This window comes from Limnoraphis robusta CS-951 (genome assembly GCF_000972705.2).
In genome coordinates, this window is sequence record NZ_LATL02000269.1 from 1 (window position 1) to 22,443 (window position 22,443).

14 protein-coding genes and 2 pseudogenes are annotated in these 22,443 nt (G+C 42.1%); 5 read left to right on the forward strand and 11 right to left on the reverse strand.

Annotated features, from left to right (window positions below):
- Positions 1-825 precede the first annotated feature (825 nt).
- Positions 826-1,389 (reverse strand): annotated as a pseudogene (locus tag WN50_RS22800) (PspA/IM30 family protein); the annotation flags it as partial.
- Positions 1,390-1,686: 297 nt separating this feature from the next.
- On the opposite strand from WN50_RS22800, the gene WN50_RS22805 reads away from it, so the two are divergent.
- Together WN50_RS22805 and WN50_RS22810 are read left to right on the forward strand one after the other, a co-directional pair.
- Entirely contained in the window at positions 1,687-2,889 is a 1,203-nt protein-coding gene (locus tag WN50_RS22805) for a Coenzyme F420 hydrogenase/dehydrogenase, beta subunit C-terminal domain (RefSeq protein WP_046280126.1), read from the forward strand.
- A 135-nt stretch (positions 2,890-3,024) separates the two neighbouring features.
- Positions 3,025-4,116, forward strand: coding sequence for an RNA-guided endonuclease InsQ/TnpB family protein (locus WN50_RS22810; RefSeq protein ID WP_049560848.1), 1,092 nt, complete (start codon positions 3,025-3,027; stop codon positions 4,114-4,116).
- A 189-nt stretch (positions 4,117-4,305) separates the two neighbouring features.
- Here the strand turns inward: WN50_RS22810 and WN50_RS22815 are convergent, their stop codons facing one another.
- The 9 genes from WN50_RS22815 to WN50_RS22855 form a co-directional block, all read right to left on the reverse strand.
- Complete coding sequence (locus tag WN50_RS22815; RefSeq protein ID WP_046282202.1) at positions 4,306-4,515, reverse strand: hypothetical protein; 210 nt, start codon at positions 4,513-4,515, stop codon at positions 4,306-4,308.
- A gap of 482 nt (positions 4,516-4,997) precedes the next feature.
- Positions 4,998-6,788: a translational GTPase TypA gene (typA, locus tag WN50_RS22820; RefSeq protein ID WP_046282203.1), complete on the reverse strand. Its 1,791-nt coding sequence runs from the start codon at positions 6,786-6,788 to the stop codon at positions 4,998-5,000.
- A gap of 291 nt (positions 6,789-7,079) precedes the next feature.
- Positions 7,080-8,222 carry an O-fucosyltransferase family protein gene (locus WN50_RS22825; protein ID WP_046282204.1) on the reverse strand — a complete coding sequence of 381 codons (1,143 nt, stop codon included), beginning with the start codon at positions 8,220-8,222 and terminating at the stop codon, positions 7,080-7,082.
- A gap of 12 nt (positions 8,223-8,234) precedes the next feature.
- Positions 8,235-8,765: a Ycf51 family protein gene (locus WN50_RS22830; protein ID WP_046282205.1), complete on the reverse strand. Its 531-nt coding sequence runs from the start codon at positions 8,763-8,765 to the stop codon at positions 8,235-8,237.
- Between the two features lie 79 nt (positions 8,766-8,844).
- Positions 8,845-9,915, reverse strand: coding sequence for an adenylate/guanylate cyclase domain-containing protein (locus WN50_RS22835; RefSeq protein WP_046282206.1), 1,071 nt, complete (start codon positions 9,913-9,915; stop codon positions 8,845-8,847).
- 232 nt (positions 9,916-10,147) lie between these two features.
- Entirely contained in the window at positions 10,148-10,525 is a 378-nt protein-coding gene (locus WN50_RS22840; RefSeq protein WP_046282207.1) for a response regulator, read from the reverse strand.
- Positions 10,518-14,243, reverse strand: coding sequence for a response regulator (locus WN50_RS22845; protein WP_046282208.1), 3,726 nt, complete (start codon positions 14,241-14,243; stop codon positions 10,518-10,520). Before WN50_RS22845 ends, WN50_RS22840 begins: the two co-directional genes overlap by 8 nt.
- Before the next feature lie 77 nt (positions 14,244-14,320).
- Positions 14,321-15,571, reverse strand: coding sequence for an FIST signal transduction protein (locus tag WN50_RS22850; protein ID WP_046282209.1), 1,251 nt, complete (start codon positions 15,569-15,571; stop codon positions 14,321-14,323).
- A gap of 42 nt (positions 15,572-15,613) precedes the next feature.
- On the reverse strand, positions 15,614-16,735 hold the full coding sequence (locus WN50_RS22855) for an AI-2E family transporter (protein WP_046282210.1): 1,122 nt from the start codon (positions 16,733-16,735) through the stop codon (positions 15,614-15,616).
- Positions 16,736-17,157: 422 nt separating this feature from the next.
- On the opposite strand from WN50_RS22855, the gene WN50_RS22860 reads away from it, so the two are divergent.
- The 3 genes from WN50_RS22860 to dtd all read left to right on the forward strand — a co-directional run bounded on the left by WN50_RS22860 (position 17,158) and on the right by dtd (position 21,487).
- Positions 17,158-19,512: a glycosyltransferase family 4 protein gene (locus tag WN50_RS22860; protein WP_046282211.1), complete on the forward strand. Its 2,355-nt coding sequence runs from the start codon at positions 17,158-17,160 to the stop codon at positions 19,510-19,512.
- A gap of 295 nt (positions 19,513-19,807) precedes the next feature.
- Complete coding sequence (locus tag WN50_RS22865; protein WP_046282212.1) at positions 19,808-20,944, forward strand: CobW family GTP-binding protein; 1,137 nt, start codon at positions 19,808-19,810, stop codon at positions 20,942-20,944.
- Between the two features lie 120 nt (positions 20,945-21,064).
- Positions 21,065-21,487 (forward strand): D-aminoacyl-tRNA deacylase, encoded by a 423-nt coding sequence (dtd, locus tag WN50_RS22870; protein ID WP_046282213.1) that lies wholly within the window; start codon positions 21,065-21,067, stop codon positions 21,485-21,487.
- Between the two features lie 72 nt (positions 21,488-21,559).
- On the opposite strand, the pseudogene WN50_RS22875 reads toward dtd, so the two are convergent.
- Positions 21,560-22,443 (reverse strand): annotated as a pseudogene (locus tag WN50_RS22875) (RNA-guided endonuclease InsQ/TnpB family protein); the annotation flags it as partial.

Here is a 22,443-nt window from a genome sequence, read left to right on the forward strand (position 1 = left end):
GGAACCCGCCCCTACACTAATAACGAATTAATTAGATGCACAGATCTTTAAAAACCGGGCGGGTTTAAATATATTTACCCTTGGGGCGGGTTCCATCAAAAATTAAATATTCTCAGAAATAACCGTGCATAAACCCGCCCACCCCCACAACAATATTAAAAAACCGGGTTTGTAGGGGCGGGTTCCACCAAAAATTAAATCTTCTCAGAAATAACTTAAATAAACCCGCCCACCCCCACAACAATTTTAAAAAATTGGGCGGGTTTAATAGTATTAATTGTGAGAAACATCAATTAACGCGGAACCCGCCCCTACAATAAGGTTGATATGTTTTTTAGATTGATAAGAATGTTGATAGTTTTACAGATTGTCTAGTTGTTCTCGCAGTTTTTCTAACTCACTATCAACTTCTGTTTTTTGGGCGGGAGTTTGAGGCGCAGTCGTCGTTTCTTCACCTACGGGGAGTTGACCTTGAGTTTTAGCAGAGCCAAGCATTTGCGTTTTCAAAGCTTCTAAATCATCATAATCACTTCCGTCTTCAAGTTGAGCAAAAAAACATTCTTCTAAACTTGTACCTTTTTGTATACTCGTATTATTAGCTTTTTCTGATACATTTTCGTTCAACTGAGTTTTGAGACTTTCTAGAGTTATGAGATGTTGTTTTAGTTGTAAAATTATTGAATCCTGTTCACTCAACTGTTTTTGAAGATACTCTTTACTTTTAACAGCGTGATTCATTGCTAAACGTGTTTCTTGAATTGCCTTTTCTAAAAGCTTGTGACTATCTGGTTGTTCTTCAATTTTAGGCTCAAAATAACGAATTGGTTCAAATTCCGATTGAGAACCAGCTTCCATTTCCAAGACTTTTTGTTCCATCCGCTCAAAAGCTGCCATTCCACCTGTTGTATTGATACCACCAATCATTCCCTGCAACTGCTCATTTGCCTTAGCCGCTTGCGCCCGAGTCTTGAGCATATTTTTCTTGGTTTTGGCTTCAGAGATTTTATTCTCTAGCTGAACTAAGTTGCGTTTTAGTACATCAACTTGAGTGGTTTGTTTATCAAGATTAATTTTAATCGTGTTGGCTTGCTCCTCATAATTTTTCTTACGTTGTAAAGCTTCTCGAGCCAGGTTTTCATCTCCCTTTTGCAATGCTACTTGAGCGCGAGACAGCCATTGATTTCCCTGAGATTGATATTGGTTGTATTGCTGTTGACTGCGTTTTTGAGAAGCGATCGCCTGTGCAACAGCTTGACGGAGTTGCACCAGGTCTTCTTGCATATCAATAATAGTCAGTTCTAAGAGCTTTTCTGGATCTTCTGCCTTGCTCACCATATCGTTTAGGTTCGATCTCACAACCCGGTTAATTCGGTCAAATAGTGGTGACATAATTTGACATTTCCTTTGCTTGTTTAATCCCAAGCTTGAGTAACACTTTAAATTAAATCTACCAAAGTTGGAAGTTTACCGCATCAGCGTTTTTGCTGAACTTTAGAATATAATTTTACCTGTCTTGTCCGTGAATTTACTTAGACAAACATTCTGATTTAACTTGATGCGTTTATCGAACTATTTTCTAATACAAACTCAATCCCCTTGATGTTCAACCTTAAAAAATATGACAAAAGGGAAACTCGGTGACAAAATGTGATAAACCTAAAGACTGGTATAATAAACAAAGTTTCAATGACCGCAATACAGGAAACACCCAAACATCAGAAAGCCAAAGCGTTGAAACCGGGGAGTCGCCGTCCCGCTAAAGAACTGTGTAGCGAGTGTGGACTGTGTGACACCTATTATGTTCATTACGTTAGAGAAGCCTGCGCTTTCATCAACCAACAAATTACCCAACTGGAAACCCAAACACACGGGCGAAGTCGCAATTTAGAAAACGAGGATGATCTCTATTTTGGGGTTCATCAAACGATGATGGCGGCGCGAAAAAAACAACCCATCGAAGGCGCCCAATGGACGGGAATTGTTAGCAGTATCGCTTGTGAAATGTTAACTCAGGGAATTGTTGAAGGCGTGGTTTGTGTTCAAAATACCAAAGAAGATCGCTTTCAACCGATGCCTGTAATTGCGAGAACTCCAGAAGATATTCTAGCAGCAAGAGTTAACAAACCCACCCTTTCACCCAATCTTTCCGTTCTCGAAGAAATCGAAAAATCGGGAATGAAGCGGTTATTAGTGATTGGAGTTGGTTGTCAAATTCAAGCGTTACGGGCAGTTGAGAAACAATTAGGATTAGAAAAACTCTATGTGTTGGGAACGCCTTGTGTTGATAATGTGACTCGCGCAGGTTTACAAAAGTTTCTCGAAACCACCAGTAAATCTCCTGAAACTGTCGTGCATTATGAATTTATGCAAGACTTTCGGGTTCACTTCAAACACTCAGATGGATCGATAGAAAAAGTGCCGTTTTTTGGGTTAAATACTAAAGAACTCAAAGATATTTTCGCCCCCTCTTGTTTGAGTTGTTTTGATTATGTCAACTCCTTAGCCGATTTAGTGGTAGGATATATGGGAGCGCCCTTTGGTTGGCAATGGATTGTGGTTCGTAATGAAACGGGCAAAGAGATGTTAGACTTGGTATCAGGTCAACTCGACACCCAACCTGTTCATTCTGAAGGCAAGCGTCAACAAGCAGTCCAACAAAGTATTCCCGCTTACGACAAAGGCGTAACGTTACCGATGTGGGCAGCGAAACTGATGGGGGTGGTGATTGAAAAAATAGGCCCCAAAGGGTTAGAATATGCTCGATTTTCCATCGATTCTCATTTTACGCGCAATTATCTCTATGTGAAGCGCAACCATCCTGAAAAGTTAGATGCCCACGTTCCTGAGTTTGCGAAAAAAATTGTTGAGCAGTATGAGCTACCGAAGTGATAGAATAGAAGCCTAAGCTTCAAGATTTGAAATCAAGTTAATCTTTCTGTTAACCGTCAGGCGGGGGAGAACAGTAACTTAGTAGAAGATTTATGGTACAACACGGTACTATCTGTAAGATCAGATAATAGATCTATGCAACGAGCCTATCATACCAAGTTAAAACTGAACAACAAACAGAAGACTTTAATGGCTCAACACGCGGGATATTCTAGGTGGGTTTGGAACTGGGCGTTAGGGATGTGGAATGAAGCTTACAAACAAGGGTTAAAACCTTCAACGAATAAGCTAAAAAAGTTCTACACCAATCACGTCAAACCTCAATATTCCTGGCAGTCAACGCTAAGTTCCAGAGTTTATCAATTTGCCTTCATGCACTTGGGAGAAGCATTTAGCCGATTATTTCAAGGCATTGCTGAATACCCTAAGTTCAAGAAAAAAGGCAAAAATGATAGCTTTACTTTAGATAATTGTGGCAAAGTAATGAGGTTTTCGGGGAGGAGGTTAAAACTTCCTTTTATTGGATGGGTATTCACTTATGAACCCCTACCTGAAATCAACACAAAGCGAGTCACAATTAGTCGAGTAGCTGATTGTTGGTATATATCTGTAGGCTATGAGTTTGAACCAGAACAGACTGTTAAATCCCGAGAATATCTGGGTGTTGATGTTGGAGTTAAGGTGTTGGCTACCTGTTCAGATGGTACTGTTTTCGCTAACCCCAGAGCTTACAAAAAAGCTCAAAAAAATCTAGCTCGACTTCAGCGTGAACTTTCTAGAAAACAAAAGGGTTCAAATAACAGGAATAAAGCTCGACTGAAACTGGCAAAAGCACATCAAAGAGTGGCTAACATCCGAAAAGTGTCAATTCATAAATTAACCTCATGGCTATGCAAAAACCACGCGGTCATCGGGTTAGAAGACTTGAATGTTTCTGGGATGTTAAAGAATCATAAGTTAGCGGGTGCTATTGCTGATTCTGCTCTTTATGAAATTCGCCGCCAAGTCGAGTATAAATCCTCGTGGTACGGCTCAGTAGTAGTTTTTGCAGATCGCTTCTATCCGTCAACTAAGACCTGTTCAAGTTGCGGTCACGTTCAAGAAATAGCACTGAAAGAACGAGTTTTTCATTGTAAGAATTGCGGTGAAGTCAAAGAGCGTGACTATAATGCGAGTCTGAATTTATTACATTATGCCGAGGGCTTCTCGGCTGATTTGCCTGTCTGACCGGGTGCTGCCGACAGTCCGGGGTGATGCAGGAAGTAAATATTAACACGGTTTGTACCGCGTTATATCAGTTTTATAAAGCAGAACTAAAGCAGTTTGCTAGGCTGCGCTAGATTTTACGGTCTTCCCCGTCATTAAATTCACCCGATACAAACCTGCATCGACTTTTTTTGAGGTTTGTATTAATCGTTACCACTGAAATCGTTCAATTAGCTTATAACTAAGCACAGGAACGAGCAGGATGAGTAAAACTAACCAGGGCGCAGAGGCAATGCTTAGAAATACAAAAACTAAAGCAATTCCTCGAGCCATGATTTTTGCAATCTCATCAGTGGTTATCACACTAATACTAACTGCCAACATAGACATTGACAGATAGACTAAATCAGGTACTAGCATTTAGGGCTACCCCCTCTCAAAGGTTAAAATCGAGCGCGTCCCTAGCTTGTGACCAGATTAACGCATACGGGATAAATCCCGGTTTTGGTCTTCCTCGATCGCTGTGCCTCTACGTTTGAGTTCAGTGATTGGGGGAGATTGATTTGAGTTTTCTTGTTATCAGATCATAGCACCTTTTAACAAGATGTATAAGATCCTATTCCTGAAGCTTTTGTCAAGAAAAGCTAACTTGTTTGCAGGAAAAACCAATCGTATCACAGGGGATGGCGCGTCTCAACCCGAGAGTTGGCAACTAATCAATGATCCCTTTTAAGTTTTTCTCAAAAAGAGGCATGATTTTCTAAATCCTTAGAAATTGAGAGGGAACGCTGCAACTCTTTCTATTCTAAAACTCTTAATCTTTGACGAAAACTAATTTCAAAAAAAGTAGCAAGCACGACATTTTACCGTTTTGGAAAGATGTCGTGCTGTTTAGGAAATTTTTAACGTCTGACTAACTTTTTACTGACTTTCCGTAGACGAATCGACTCGGGTGTGACTTCCACCAGTTCATCCGGGCCAATATATTCTAAAGCCCGTTCTAAACTCATGTCTACAGGTGTTTGCAATTGTACCAGTTCATCACCCGTTGCGGAACGATGGTTCGTCAACTGTTTCGCCTTGCAGATATTCAAGTCTAAATCTTGAGGACGGTTGTGTTCCCCAACGATCATCCCTTTATAAACCTTCGTTCCCGGTGTAATAAAGAATGAACCCCGATCTTCGGCGTTTTTCATTGCGTAGAAGGTACTCACCCCTTCTTCAAAGGCAATTAACACCCCATTACGGCGAGTTTCAATCTCTCCACACAGAAGCCGATATTCGAGGAAACTATGGTTCATAATTCCCTCTCCGCGAGTAATTCGCATGAAATCACCCCGGAAACCAATCAACCCCCGCGCAGGGACAACAAACTCTAACTGGGCGCGTCCATTACCACCAACCCGCATATCCTGCATATCGGCCCGTCGCTGGCCCAAGCGTTCCATGCAACTCCCCACAGCCTCTTCAGGAACATCTAACACCAGATATTCAAACGGTTCGTAGGGTTGACCACTAATTTCACGGTAAATCACCTGCGGCTGAGACACTTGGAATTCGTAGCCTTCCCGCCGCATATTTTCAATTAAAATACCCAGGTGAAGTTCACCTCGTCCCGACACCATAAACTGATCCGGGGAGTCTGTTTCTTCGACTCGCAGGGCGACGTTGGTTTCCAACTCCCGCATCAAGCGATCGCGCAACTGACGCGAAGTGACGTAAGATCCTTCTTGACCTGCAAACGGTGAGTCATTCACCGAGAACATCATCTGTAATGTCGGTTCATCGACCTTAATTAAAGGCAGGGCTTGAGGTTCGTTCGGACAGGTAATGGTTTCGCCAATATTCGCATCAGCAAACCCTGCAACTGCAACCAGATTTCCGGCGGTGGCTTCTTCAAGATCAATACGACTTAAGCCTTCAAAGCCCATTAACTTGGTAATTTTGCTTTTGAAAATTGTTCCATCTTCTCTGACTAAAGCCGCTTGTTGTCCAGCTTTGATGGTGCCATTGTGAATTTTGCCAATCACAATTCGCCCCACATATTCAGAATAATCTAGGGTTGTCACTTGTAATTGCAGGGGTTTGGTCGAATCACCGACAGGGGGCGGAACGTGTTCGAGGATATCTTCAAACAAGGGCTGCATATCGACGCCTTGTTCCTCTAAGCCTCGTTTGGCGTAGCCTTCTAAGCCCGATGCAAACAAATAGGGAAATTCACATTGATCATCATCGGCACCGAGTTCGAGGAACAGATCCAAGACTTTATCAACGGCGCCGTAAGGTTCAGCCCGAGGACGGTCAATTTTATTGATAACAACAATCGGACGCAAGCCTTTTTCCAGGGCTTTTTTCAACACAAAGCGGGTTTGAGGCATCGGGCCTTCATTCGCATCCACAATCAGGATACACCCGTCTACCATGCCTAAAACTCGTTCAACTTCACCGCCAAAGTCCGCGTGACCGGGAGTATCAACAATATTAATTAGGGTTTCTTTGTATCGAACGGCTGTATTTTTCGATAAAATAGTAATTCCGCGTTCTCGTTCAATATCGTTAGAGTCCATCACGCAGTCCGGAACATCTTCCCCTTCACGGAAAATACCGGACTGTTTTAACAAGGCATCTACTAAGGTGGTTTTGCCGTGATCGACGTGGGCAATAATAGCAACGTTGCGAATGGGGAGAGACATAGGTTAGTGCCTAGTAGCAGAAGTTATAAGGTTATTGGCATTTGTTGACGTATCTTAATAATTGTAACGCATTGGCGATCGCTACAAAGACTGCAAACCGGAAATTATCTGTTTTTTGACAACCCGTAGGGGCAAGTTTTGAAACCCTTTTGAGTTCTTCGTCCAAATCTTGCTCTACCTGCGCCATCAAATGCGATCATCTCTAAGTGAGAAGGCTTAAACAATGTTACGGGTGAAAATTCAAGCCTAACTCAGAACCCAGTCATACAATTTTATCAATTTTTTATGAATTTAAATGCTGACAACCACAGATTCCGGCCATTCTCGATACCAAGATTTGCCTTCGGGGGAAACGGGGAATTGAATACGGTTCCAACTAAATAAGCCTGTGTTTTTTTCGGGATAAAATCCCTCTTGAAAATCTACATTTTGACCGTCAAAACCACTGTCAATATATTGAAAGTCAAGTTGAGAAATATCAGGATTAATATTGAGTCGATTTCTCAGCCAATTGCGATGAATGATTCCCGTATATGTGCTACGAAGTGTTCCGGCGAATTGAGCCGCTTTTGCCATGACTAAGTTACAAATCAGTCCTAAAGTTTGTTCGTCGGTAAAGGGTAAATCTTTGAAATCATAGACGAATTCATTGATGATAAATTCATCAATAAAGAGATGGTTTTTATAATAATTCATTATCTCCGTAAAAAAATGTTTTTTATCGGATTCATCGGTACAAATAACTAATAATTCATTTCGAGGAAAATTGGCTTTAATATTGCTGAGTATCTTTTGAGAATAACATTTATCAATACCTGGAATATGTTTTCGATAATCAGTGAGTCTCACATGAATCCCATTAAACCGACCCAGTTTATAGCTAATTTTATCGGCTAAATTACGATAAATCACATGAGGACGGATAGATTCCATCAAAGTATAAAGCGAAGGATGAGGCAAATAAAAAAAGCGAGAATAAAATCCAAAATTACATTGACTTAAATGCCAGATATCCTGCTGAACATCTCTTAAAATTAATCGATTTTCAGCAAATTCTTCGAGAACATCAGGAATAACAACTGCATGATTGGGAACAAAAACAGCATTCACTAACCGCAGATCACAGTTAGACAAACTCAAAGTATTTAAGTGATTTTCCGCTAAAAACTCTGAATAAGTGATCCACTCAATCGGCATCGGATCTAAGAGATCAAGAATTGTTGGAATTCGTTGGTTATTAATGATAGCTTTGCGATGCTCTGGAACTCGATTATATAATCCTCCAGCCACAGGCTTTAATTGTTTTTGTTCTCCGGCCGAACCGTAATAAACAAGCCGCCGTTTCGTCAGATATGCTAATCCGACGGCTAATTCCAAAGACATTAAATCATTGTTCAATCCGGATTCATAATTTTTGTACAAAAGATATCGCATTAAAATGATGAATTAAGCCGGGGAATTCTCAACCACTTCTTGCAGATGAGCAAACCGTTCCTGATCAATATCCACCTCTAAATCTTGACCGTTTCCTTGAACATTGGAACGTCGTACCTCACCCAAATACACAGGTTCAGAAACCCCCGGTTCAGGATGAATTAAAGTCCGCGCCCGAATAGTTAAACGTTCATCCGGCTGTCCCGTCCGTCCCGGAGAAAACAAATCCGCCGCCGCTTGCTGTAATGTTGCTTCTAACTCCGTCGGCGTAATCTCCGGCGCAACCACAATCACAATTTGGCGATCGCCATCATCATAAACCCGAGAATAGCGAACCGCACCCGGAACCGCAACCCGGTTAAACAGTCCCAAACCGAGGCCAAAGACACCCAGGGTTAAAACGCCCATAAAAGCCGTTATCCCCACCAACCGGAAGCGAATCCCCCATTTAAAGATCAATGCCAGTACAGTCAAAAAAGCGCAAAACAAGGTAAAAATACCAATCCATTTAGAATAATTGAGAAGTTCGCCCGTAGATAACATCAGTTTTTGTTTGAATAGGTCTAGTTAACTCAACAAAAGCATAGCAGTCTTTACAGTTTACAGTGACCAGTGACCTCCCCTATTCCCTGTCTTTTCGACCCGTCAGAAAATAGGTAAGCATTTCTCCCTTGCCCTTAACCGTGATTGTACCCCGTTCTTCCAAGAGATATTTTTCCTTCAAGCGTTCATAAGTCGTGGCGGTGACTTGAATTTTCCCAGAAATTCCATGAGACTCCATGCGGTTCGCCGTGTTCACCGTATCCCCCCACAAATCATAGGTAAACTTTTTCATGCCAATTACACCCGCTTCCACTGGCCCTGTATTAATCCCGATCCGCATTTGCAGAGGTTCCCCTTCTTTGAGACTAAACTGACCAATAATCTGCTGCATATCTAGAGCCATTTCGGCGATCGCCTCAACATGATCCGCTTGAGGAGTCGGGAGTCCGCCAACCACCATATAAGCATCACCGAGAGTTTTGATTTTTTCAAGATGGTACTTATCAGCCAACTCATCAAACCGAGAAAAAATGCGATTGAGAATTTCCACCAGTTCCGCCGGAGACAGATCAGCCGACAGCTTCGTAAAATTGGCAATATCACCAAACAAAACCGTCACATCATCAAAACTATCAGCGATGGTGCTTTCTCCGCGTTTAAGGCGTTCTGCAATGGCTTTAGGGAGAATATTCAGAAGAAGCTGCTCAGACTTTTCTTGTTCAGCCGCCAATTTTTTGAGATAGGCCCGTTCTTGATCCCGAAGTCGCTTTTTCTCCAAACAGGCATTAATGCGAGCGCGTAATAACACCGGGTTAAAGGGTTTGGAGAGATAATCTTCAGCCCCGAGTTCAATACAACGGACTACACTCTCAATATCGTTAACCGCCGAAATCATAATCACCGGAATGTAGCGCAAACTCTGATCAGCTTTCAGGGCTTCTAGGACTTGATAGCCGTTCATCTGAGGCATCATAATATCCAGCAACACCAAATCAAGCGGTTGAGAACGCATCATCTCCAACGCCTCAAAGCCGTTAGTCGCCAGTATAACTCGGCAGCCTTCTCGTTTGATCCGTCGGGCTAGTAAGTCGCGATTAACCTCGTTATCATCAACGATGAGAACAAGAGATGATTCTGGGTAAGCGTTCATCTGCCTTTCTAATAAATGTCCTTCTCAAGCCTTTGGATTCAAGCCCAACTCCAGAAACTTAAGATAGGATGGTCGCAATTGCACCGCCTTTGACTTGCTACAAAAGATCTTTCAAGCAAGGCTGGATGGAACTTCAGCAGTCAATAGAGTCATCACTCTCTCCTGCGTTCTTTCCTGTGCCTAAATTGAATATTCAACCTAAGCTTGATCAATCACGAATAGAATAGCTTACTCACGGAGTTGCTGTTTTTTTTAAGAGTGTTTCGATTTTCTCTAAAAGTCGGGTAAATTCTATGGGCTTTGTGTCGTAATCATCACATCCGGCTGCAATAGACTTTTCGCGATCGCCAGCCATCGCGTGAGCCGTCAGTGCTATCACGGGTATAGTGTTTGTTTTAGGATAGTTTTTGATCTCGCGTGTCGCACTCCATCCATCCATGACGGGTAAACTCATATCCATGAGAATAATATCAGGCTGATGGGAGCGACTCAGTTCTACTCCCTCAGCCCCATCAACCGCGATCAAAACTTCATATCCCTTGCGACTGAGACGGCGTTCTAGCATATCTCGGTTCATTTCGTTATCTTCAACCAACAAAATCTTAGCCATGATCTGATTTGAGCGTTGACAGTTCAGTATTCCGACTCGGGGAAACTAAAGATGATGTTCTCAGACTAGCATTGACTAGCCCCCGAATATCACGCAACAGATCCTCACAGTTATAACTTCCTTTTTGCAGGATTTGTTCCACACAACCTTGCAGTTGCGAACTTTCTCGGGAGGTTAAGTCCATTGCTGTCGTCACTATAATTGGAATCCTAGCCCAGTCAGGCGTGTTTCGCAAAAGATCAATCAGCTCGAAACCACTGATTTGAGGCAAAACCAAATCCAGTAAAATTAAACTCGGTGTATTTTGGCTCAGTTGTTTCAAAGCACTCGAACCATCTTCGGCTTCCCAAACCCGCCAACCATCTCGTTCTAAGAGTTCTCGCAACATCTGACGGGCGCTAAGATCATCCTCAACAATCAAAATGTGATTGATGGGATTAGAATCATCATCGTGATGTTGATGTTGATATTTGCTGACGAGGTTCGCTAGACGTTTTCCATCAACGGGTTTAATCAGATAGTCGGACGCCCCCAAAGCAAAACCTCGGGTTTTATTGCTCACGAAGGATAACACAATTACCGGAATATCGGCTAACTCGGGATCAGCTTTCAGTGCCGATAATACCGTCCAACCATCCATACTCGGCATCATAATATCCAGGGTAATGGCATCAGGATGAAGTTCTTTGGCTTTGCGGAGTCCTTCTTGTCCTGAAGATGCGGTTTCGATTTTTATCCCTTCTGCGGTTAGCGATCGCACAATCAGATCCTGTGCTATCAAGTCATCATCAATCACTAAAATCGTATGATCAAGATTGGCAGTTGCAGTCACAGGGGTAATGGAATGTTGAGTGATCAACGATGAAATTGGAGGTTTCCAGTTGTCTTCCTCCTCTATCAGTTCCCCAGTTTGATTTTTAACCTCTGTGGGTAGAATCACCGTAAAGGTGGAACCGCGATCAAGCTGACTTTCTACTGTAATCGATCCGCCCATCATTTGACAAAAACGTTGGCTAATTGTTAAACCTAATCCCGTCCCCCCATAGCGGCGTGTTGTAGACGCATCGCCCTGAGTAAATGGTTGAAATAAAATATCCAATTGTTCAGGACTCATCCCAATTCCTGTATCACTGACTTGAAACTGAATAAAAGAAGTTGCTGAATTTTCCGACTCCCCATATTCTAGGTTTTGAGGTTCTGGTAATAGCGAAGAGACTTTTAATTTAATCTGACCTGCGGTTGTAAATTTAGCCGCATTACTCAGTAAGTTTAATAAAATCTGTTGAACTTTGGTGACATCGGCAATCATCATCTCAATCTCGCTATCGCATTCCACTTCTAAGGTGTTACCATTGCGATCAACGAGAGGTTGAGCGGTGGAAATCACACTTTCGATCAGGGTGGAAATATTCAAGGCTTCTAGATACAAATCCATCCGACCTGCTTCTATTTTTGAGATGTCGAGAATATCATTAATCAGGGTGAGCAGATTTCGTCCGGCGTTGCAAATCCGTTCTAAATCTGGAACCAGATCCCCATATCCTGAATCTTCTGCTTCTTCTGCTAAAATTTCGCCATAGCCGATAATCGCATTTAATGGAGTGCGTAGTTCATGGCTCATATTGGCGAGGAAGGTACTTTTAGCCCGACTGGCGGCGACTGCGGCTTCTTTGGCTTGTTTGAGGGCAACGGAGGCTTCTTTGCTTTCAGTAATGTCTTCAACTGTGCCTTCGTAGCAAACAATTCGGCCTGTTGCATCGCGGACCGCTCGAGAATTTTCTGATATCCAGATTATACTACCATCTTGGCGATAAACTTGCGATTCAAATCCCGAAACAACGGGGTTGGCTTGCATGGCGGCGATGAATTCAGCCCGTCGATTGGGTTTAACATAGAGTTGTTGGTTGATATCGGTGATCCCTTCAATCAACGCGGACGGCGAAGCATAACCTAATATTCGGGCTAAAGCGGGGTTTGCACTGAGATAACGACCTTGGGGAGTGGTTTGACAAATGCCTTCTGCTGCGTTTTCAAAGATACTGCGATATTTGGCTTCTGTTTGTCGAAGAACGGCTTCGGTTCGTTTGCGTTGAATGGCGTTAGAAAACATTTCGGCCACCATTTTTAATAAAGCGACGCTATCAGATGACCAGGTAAAAGCGGAATTTACGGCATCAAAGCGGAGAAATCCCACGACGGATTTACTACAAACTAAAGGAATAATGCTCAGGTATTGTAAGTTGTCAAGAGATTTTTTTTGAGGCTCAAATAAACTCTCTTTTGAGTGGAATTGCTGCAAATATTGTAAATCTGATAGAGCTTCTTCGGACAAATCATCAGCCAATAAATGAATACTTTTTAGCTGATTGAGTTGCTGCATAATCCAGGGAATTTCTGAAGGATTTAGCTTTTCATCTGAGTTGGGTTTTAGGCGAACTTCGAGAACATTAATCAGTTTATCTTTATGAGGTTTTGCTGCTGTGGATTCTTCCTTTAATTCAGGTTTTCCACTGTTCTTTTTCCACTGGTATAGGGATTTTATTAGAGATTCATCATCAGGGAATACATAGATATATCCGCGATCAACACCAATAAATTGACTAATTTTTTGGAGAGCTTGTTCAATACCATAATCGATTTCTTCGGTACTTAAACTAATAAAATAAGTGGATAAGTTGGTAATAAGTTGTTCAAATTCAACACGATGCTTAAGCGATTTTTCAACTCGTTTTCGTTCGGTAATATCGCGGAAACTCCAAACTCTCCCGACAATTTTTTCACCCACTTTTGACGGATGAGAATACACTTCAAAAATCCGACTATCTTTAAACTCTACAATGTCATAGGTTGGAGTTTTCGGATCGGCGGACAGTTGCATAACGGTATTCAAAAACCGAGGCGGATATTTAAGCTGTCTCAGGACAAAAGTCAGAGCAGATTGAGGGTTAGGTGAGTATAACATCGCTTCGGGAATTTGCCACATTTCCACAAATTTTTGATTAAAATTGCAGACTTTTCCATAACGATCTAAGGCAACAATTCCCGCATCAGTCGCATTAAACGTTGCTTGTAATAAAGACAGCGATCGCTCGGCTTCGAGTTGAGCGCGTTTGCGATCAGTAATATCGAGAAAAATCAGCACCGCACCGATCAGTGTTTCGTGATCCAGAATCGGATTAAGAACATAAGAAACTGCTAAAATTTGATGATTGCGGCAGAGAAATTGATCGTCACTCGACTTTAAAATTTGCGGAACACAAGTGGCAGAAGACGAACAATCTAAGCCGTCTTGAAAAGTAGAAGGAAAATCAACCGAAGAGAGTTTTGAATCGGGTGCAATATGCTGTAATAAAGGTTGACCTAAAAGTTCGGTCTGTTTCCATCCGAGTAACCGTTCAGCTTCAGGGTTCATTGAGAGGAGACAACCTTTGGGATCAAGAATACACAATCCTGCCCCCAAAGAGCTAATCACCGCTTGCAGTCGATCTCGTTCTGTTGCCAGACGAGTTTCGGTTTCCTGTCGTTGATGCTCGTACAGTTGTAACATTTCCCGAGAGGAGAGTGTGAGCGATCGCTCTACGAGATATCGCTCTTGATCGGCTTCGGTGTAGCTACGACTGATACGATCAAGGAATTCCTGCCATGGGACAGCATTGCTTGGAGGCGTGTTTTCGCTAAGAGCAAGCCGTTTGAGTTGACGCTTGAGCAAAGGATGCATAATTGCTGGTAGTGATTCGCTAAAATCCTAGTCTAATCTAGACTGAAAATCAGAGATGAATTGCCCCTGCAAGACTGTTAACGGATAACGAGTGAAGGACTATCTCGATTTTCTCGAATAATAGTCAAAGTCATTGTTTGATTATGCAGTTGACAGATGGTTTCCACTCCGTAGGGAGCAAATTCGCCATAGGAATAAAAGCCAATTTGTTGAGTGTGGGCGGGTAACTCTTCTAGTGTAACTTCTAGTTCTTCTTCTGTTCGTTCGCCTAAAACCAGTCTACGCCCTGAACCACTAATGGCGATCGCCAGTGAGGGTTCGTTGTGATCAGCGTAGAAGTCTTTTAAGCCTTGTTCGTCATTCCTGGGTGTAAATTGACGTTGAATGTTGTGACGACTGACTAAAGCCGCAGCTAAGGCACCATTAACAAGTCTTTCATAGTTTCCGCGCATCAGTTGGGTGAGAGCGCCTTGGGGAATATTACCGCTAAAGCACATGGACTGGGTATCCTCATCAAGACTGACAAGGGTTCGTACAGTGGCTTTACGGGTGGATGGGGTATGAACAGCCAGGGGAAAAAATAAGGCGGTGGTGGGTAAGTCTCGGGCTTGTTCACCGAGATAGTCTTTGTACAATTCTAGGGCGGGTTTACCATCGAGTTCGTAGAGAATATTGTGTTTAGAGCGAGTTACCCGGCGTTCTGGCCCGAAAATTGTCCATCCACTTTGACAACCAAAGCCAATTTGGATTTGTTTACCATAAAACCCAACGCCTGCTACTGCACCACTACGGGGAATCCCTTCAGCTAGCACCCAGGTTCGTTTAAACTGATGGTTATCTCCGGCTAACCCTCCGGTAATGGTCAGCTTTCGAGAGGGTTTAGAACGAGGGTTAATAATGGAATTCAAGCCGCGTATCAGTTCGCTACCATTAACTTGGAGTCCATCTCCTAAGATAAACAAGCCTTGTAAGTCGGGGTGATTGAGTTGTTTGCCGAGGGTTCGACCTGCATTATAGGACTGATTGCTGATATTATTGCTTGGATTGAGTAGATAACTGGCGCTTTTGAGTTGAGTGTGTTCAAACTGCACGACGCCAACGGAGAGGCTTCCATCTAACAAACAGGTGTCAAAAATTTCTCCTGCGGTTGAACAGCCAATAAAATGAGAATGAGGATAGGTTTTTGTGAGTTGGTCAATGGGATGAGAATTGTTGATAAACTCAGAAGCACCAAATAGGAAAACTAAGCTGTGTTCAGAGTCGAGTGAGGGAAGTTTTTTGACTGACCATCCGTTTTGGGGATGCCAGAAAAAGGTTTCCAATTTCATGGGTTTCAATATTATCGTTCTCAGGCACAAGTTCGAGGTTTATTATCTCTGTGTTTCTGCTGTCAGAGTTAAGGCTTGGGCTTTTTTGAGCTTTTCTTGTTCTTCTTTGGGCTTAAGATAGAGGTTCTCGACTAAGGCGGCGACACCTGCAAACCAAGGCGGAACAATTAAAGCCCCCAAAATTCCTAACACTTGTACACCCCCTAAGACAGACAACAGTTGGAACAGGGGATGAACTCCGACAGAGGTTCCGACTAATAAGGGATCAAGAACGTAGGTTTCGACGTTTTGAACGATCACATATAACAGCAGCACCCAGAAAAACAGAAATCCTCCTTGGGCTAAAGCAACGATCAAGGCGGGAATGGCGCCGAGAATTGGCCCGAGAAAGGGGATGAGGTTAGTCACTCCGGCGATCGCACCTAAACCGAGTGCAAATTCTCCCAGTCCTAAAAATCCTAACCCCATTGTGGTGGCAATGCCTAAAATAGCCGAGACGAGTAGACGTCCGCGAATATATCCCCCCATGCGACGGCTGACTTGTCCGACTTGGCTGTTGAGTCGTTCGTTCCAGGGGTAGGGAAACAGTTGCACCAGGCTTTTGATTAAGGTGTTACTATCGGCAACCATGTAGCCGGAGACAAATAGGGCGATGATCAGGCTGAAAACGCCGCCCACTATACCGCGTGTGATACTGTAGGAGCGCAAAAGCAGTTGTTGACTCGAACGAATTGCCCAGTTGGTTAGAGATTGGGTATTGAGTAGTTCTTCGATCAGGGTGGGGGTGTCTTCGCCTAGCCGACTCGTTAAACCACTGGCAATATCAACGATACGTTCGGAAAATAGGGGAAGCTGACCTACTAATAAGCTGATTTGGTCAATGACTCGGGGGCCGACAATTAAACCAAATCCGGTTAATCCCGCAATTAGGGTTAAATACACTAAAATAACGGCTAACCAACGGGGGAGTTTTTTGGCTTCTGCCCAATCTACAATGGGTACAATTGAAGCGGCCAGAACGACTGAGATCATTAACAGTACAATTAAACTTTGAAGCTGCCACAGCAATACTAAAATGAGGACGGCTAATAAAACTACCACCAGATTCGACAGCGATAGGGTAATGCGGCGCTCTGAAATTAATGGACGTTCATCATCGATCATGGCTCGAGTCTCAAGGATTGAAGGGGGTTTTCGGGGGACAGCTTAAAGCTTCGTTGGCGATTTTTTAAGGATTGCGACTGGGAATAAGCCGGATAAACTTGAGTACATTTTGGGTGGTTTTGACGGGGTTAACTTGAATTATTAATGATCGTCTATCTGGTTTTATTTTAGCCTATTTCTGCTGATTATTAAATGATCTATTGATTTTTTTTGAGGTTTAGAATTAAAATGATTCAACTCAATTCTTTTATTTTAGCGAGAACAGACTATCTTTTCAAGGTGAAACTGAATCTTCATCTCAATTCTCTCACGGCTTCCTGGTCTTGTTTGTTGAACAATCGTAGAGTAAAATGATGTAACCGGGATTGCCATTTGTGCAAATTTAAGCCGAATCTAGTTGAGAACTTTTGATCACTTTACCGATGCGAATTCATATTGAAGGCTGGCGTTTCCTTCCTCATTCTATTGCGATCGCGAATCAATTTCAATTACTGGAAATCCTGAACCGACAGGAACTTCAGCTATCTTATCAAGATTTACCTTACTTGAAGCCGAATTGGCAGGCTGTTGAGAATTTATGGGACTCGCCCTATCAACGACATCTCGATCAACTCAGCAACGCGGTTTTTCCCTCTCCAGATGTTCTGTTGAGAATGGCTGAACCGTTGAATTTAAAACCGTCTAACGCTTCACATACTCTTGTTTTTGCAATGGCGGAATGGGGAACGGTGTTCGATGAAAGTTTGACTCTAACCTCTTTGAAAAGTCCGATTTCTCTCGACTCAAATCTAACCATAGTCACGCCTTCAAAATGGTCAAAAGAAGGATTAATTCGTTATGGTTTTGATCAAGGTAAAATAGCGATTGTTCCCTGGGGAGTTGATCCGAAACTTTATAAACCTTTAACTCCTCCCGAACGAAAAACCCTTCGTCAACAATTGGGCTGGGATGATTATTTTATCTTTTTAAATGTCAGTCCGGTAGAAGACAGAAATGGAATTCGTCCCCTTCTTAAAGCGTTTGTTTCCCTCGTTGAATGTTATCCCAATGCACGACTGGTTTTAAAAGGATGTGATGCTTTATATCCGTCTAAACAATCTCTTTTAACGGCAAGTCGGAGTATTTTGAGTGAGGCAGAAGTCGCTAAGATTAAACCGAATATTGCCTATATTGGTGAGACTTTTTCGTTTCAACAAATGGCACAACTCTATCAAGCGGCTGATGTTTATGTATGTCCTTATGTGGCTTCAGGATTTCATTTATCGGCTTTAGAAGCGATGGCTGCGGGTTTACCCATTATTTGTACGAAAGGCGGCGCGACGGATGATTTTGTTCACTCTGATTTTAGCTTTAAAATCGAGAGTAAATTTAGAACTCGTATCATCAACCAACAAATTCATTTCTTTCTACATCCCGACTGGGAACATTTGCTTGAGTTGATGAAAACGGTGATCGAAAAACCGCAAATTCGTCAGCAAGCGAGAGAAATTTTACCTGAATGGGTTGAAGAAAATTATACCTGGAAACACACGGTTAATCAACTGTTAGAAGTTGCAAAAAACCCAACCGTTGTTCATGCAGTTCCTCGAGACTTTATTCCTCAACTCTCAACACAAACCCAGTCGTTATTGATTGAAGGTTGGCGTTTTATTCCTCATTCCTATGCTTTAATTAATAGCTATCAATTATTAGAACTCAATAAACGACAAAATCTTGAACTTTTCCATCAAGATATGCCCTATGTGAGTGAGAGTTGGAAAGCCGTTGAAGGATTATTAGCTCCCGAAGCTGAACAGACTTTAAAAACAATTCCTCAAGCGACAGAAAACCAAGCCGCAGATGTCACCTTCCGAGTGTATTGTCCGTTTAATTTAAGCAATTCTAGAAGTCCAAAAACCTTTGTATTTGGATGTACAGAATGGGGGATTGTTCCGCAATCCATTTTAAGAGGAATGAGAGTTTATTGCTTCCAAAAAGCCCATCAAAACTCTGATACAGTTATTATTACTTCTTCTCATTGGTCAAAACAAGGCTTTCTGAATAGTGGTGCTGTTTCTGAACGAGTTGTTGTTGTTCCTTTGGGGATTGAACCTAATATTTATTATCCATTAAAACCCGAAAAACGTCAAGCTTTACGCCAAAGGTTTGGATGGAATAACGCTTTTGTCTTCCTGAATATTGGCGTGATGTGGAATGAACGTCAAGGAATTGATCGGTTATTAAAAGCCTTTGCGATTTTAACTGAAAAATATTCAGAGATTCGTTTAGTGCTTAAGGGAAGAGATGCCATTTTTCCTTCTAAAGAATCCATTAAAAAAGCCAGTAAAAATGTTTTAACCGAACCCGAAATTGAGCGAATTAAATCGAGAATGTATTATATTGGTGAGAGTTTATCCGCTTTAGAAATGGCGGAACTTTATCAAGGGGCTGATGCTTATGTTTCGCCCTATTCTGCGGAAGGGTTTAATCTTCCCGTCTTAGAAGCAATGGCTTGTGGTTTACCTGTTATTTGTACAGATGGAGGATCTACCGATGATTTTGTTCAGCCAGAATTTGCTTGGAAAATAGAGAGTAAATTTAAAATGATGACCGAAAAAAATGGAGATATTAAACTCTTCCTAGAACCCAATATCCAACATTTACTGAATTTGATGGAGGCGATGATTGAAAATTCCACCTTCCGCACTCAAGCTTATCATACCGGGCCGCAATTTGTAGCGAATCAGTTTACTTGGAAACAAGTTGTTGATCAACTCGTTAACATTTTGTTTCAATAATTGTCTAAGGAAAATCAAAAACCCAGTGGGCGTGAAAGTTACCGGGTTTTTGAGAAAAGTTGATCGACAAAGACATGAAAATTCCCTCTTTGTGTCTGGTGTGTCGAGGGTGTTTTTTTATTCTTTCCCTGATGGATGTGCTAACGTTCGGAGGGAGGCCAACCCTACTCCGTTGATATCCAGTCAGCAGAGGAGATCAGACGGAAAACTTAAAGAATCAATTCGATCTCCCCACTTTCAGCAAAACAATACGATAAACTAAAGAATACAATATTTTCGTTCAGGTCAGTTTGCTATGACTTCAATCGCTGCTTCCAACGCTGAATCAATGATGAATGATCCCAAACGGGGTTTACCTGTTACGATTATTACAGGTTTTTTGGGGAGTGGGAAAACGACTTTACTCAATCACATTCTCTCAAATCAAGAAGGGGTAAAAACCGCCGTATTAGTCAATGAGTTTGGAGAGATCGGAATTGATAATGAACTCATCGTTACCACCGACGAAGACAATACAATGGTTGAGTTAAGCAATGGCTGTGTTTGCTGTACAATTAATGAAGATTTGGTGAACGCAGTTTACAAGGTTCTAGAACGTCCAGAAAAAGTGGATTATATGGTGGTAGAAACCACTGGACTTGCTGATCCGCTTCCGGTGGCGTTAACGTTTTTGGGAACGGAATTGCGAGATATGACTCGCCTTGATTCTATTGTGACATTGGTAGACTGTGCAAACTACAGTTTAGATCTATTTAATAGTCAAGCTGCTCACAGTCAAATTGCCTACGGTGATATTATTATTCTGAATAAGACTGACTTGGTTGATGAGGCGGATGTTGATAGTTTAGAAGTCAAAATTCGAGATATCAAACGAGATGCACGAATTCTGCGAAGCCGTAAATCTCAAGTTCCTTTACCCTTAATTTTGAGTGTGGGTTTGTTTGAGTCGGATCACTATTTTGAACCTGAACATCACGATCACGAACATCATGATCACGAACATCACGAACATCACGAACATCATGATCACGAACATCATGATCACGAACATCATCACCATGATCATGATCACGAACATCACGAACATCACCACCATTCCGATCACTTAGAAAATGATGGCTTTACTTCTATTTCCTTTCAAAGTGATCGTCCGTTGTCTCTGCGAAAATTCCAATATTTCCTCGATAACCAACTTCCCAGTAATGTATTTCGAGCGAAAGGAATTATGTGGTTTGATGAAAGTCCAAAACGTCATATTTTCCATTTGAGTGGAAAGCGTTTTTCAATTGATGATTCTGAGTGGAAAGGCGAGAAGAAAAATCAATTGGTATTAATTGGTCAAAATCTTGATCACGAAACGTTGCGATCGCAACTTGAAAAGTGTTTAACTTTCCCAGTCGAAAAACGTGGAAAAGGGTTTGGAAATTCTTAGTTTCTCAATTATTGTTCGATGTATAGTAGAGTGCATCAAACTATCAATCTCCTGATTTCGGGAAAAAATTAGTCAAATTTGATGCGCCCTACTGATCTAAGTCTAATTCGGGTTAACAAAATGCGAGTCATTATCCAACGAGTTACCGCTTCTCAAGTCGAAGTCAATGGTCAAATTGTCGGTAAAATTGGTCAAGGATTAAATTTACTGGTTGCGATCGCCCAAACCGATACCGAAGCGGAACTTGACTGGATGACTCGCAAATGTTTAGAATTACGGTTATTTCCTGATCCTGATCGCGATACTGGACGCTGGGAAAAATCCGTTCAAGAGATAGAAGGTGAACTTTTAGTGATTAGTCAGTTTACTCTTTATGGAGATTGTCGCAAAGGTCGTCGTCCATCTTTTGACTGTTCAGCCGCCCCAGAAGCCGCGAAAAAACTTTATGAAAAATTTGTTGAAAAGCTGCGTTTAAGTGGCTTAAAGGTCGAAACAGGGGTGTTTGGTGCAATGATGCAAGTCTGCTTTATAAAACTGATATAACGCGGTACAAACCGTGTTAATGTTTACTTCCTGCATCACCCCGGACTGTCGGCAGCACCCGGTCAGACAGGCTTAAACCGAATAGCCTTCGGCAAAACGTTCTAAATTTAGGCTGGCATTCAAATCACGGTCAACGCTTACACCGCAATTATTACAGTTGAAAACTCGTTCTTTCAGTGCTATTTCTTGAACGTGACCGCAACTTGAACAGGTTTTAGTTGACGGATAGAATCTATGAGCAAAAACTACGCTTGAACCATACCACTCAGACTTATACTCAACTTGGCGACGAATTTCAGAAAAAGCCGAATCAGCAATAGCACCCGCGCGCCTTATGATTTTTCAACATCCCAGAAACATTCAAGTCTTCTAACCCGATGACTGCGTGGTTTTTGCATAGCCATGAGGTGAGTTTGTGAATTGTATCTTTCCGAATGTTGACAATTCTTTGATAAGCTTTTGCTAATTTGAGCTTGGCTTTATTCCTGTTTTTTGAACCCTTCTGTTTTCTCGAGAGTTCGCGTTGAAGTCTGGCTAGATTTTTTTGCGCTTTTTTGTGGGCTGCTGGATTGGCAAAAACAGTACCATCTGAACAGGTCGCTAATACCTTAACCCCAACATCAACACCCAGGTATTCTCTTGATTTTACAGTCTGTTCTGGCTCAAATTCGTAAGCGACAGACAAATACCAAGAATCAGCGCTCCTGCTTATTGTGACTCGTTTGGTTTGAATTTCAGGAAGGGCTTCGTAAGTGTTAACCCATCCAATGAAAGGAAGCTTCAATCTCTTCCCCGAAAACCTCATTACCTTGCCACAGTTATCAATCGTAAAGCTATCGTTTCTGCCTTTTTTCTTGAATTTAGGATGTTCAGCAATGCCTTGAAAAAATCGGCTAAATGCTTCTCCCAAGTGCATGAAGGCAAATTGATAAACTCTAGAACTTAGCGTTGACTGC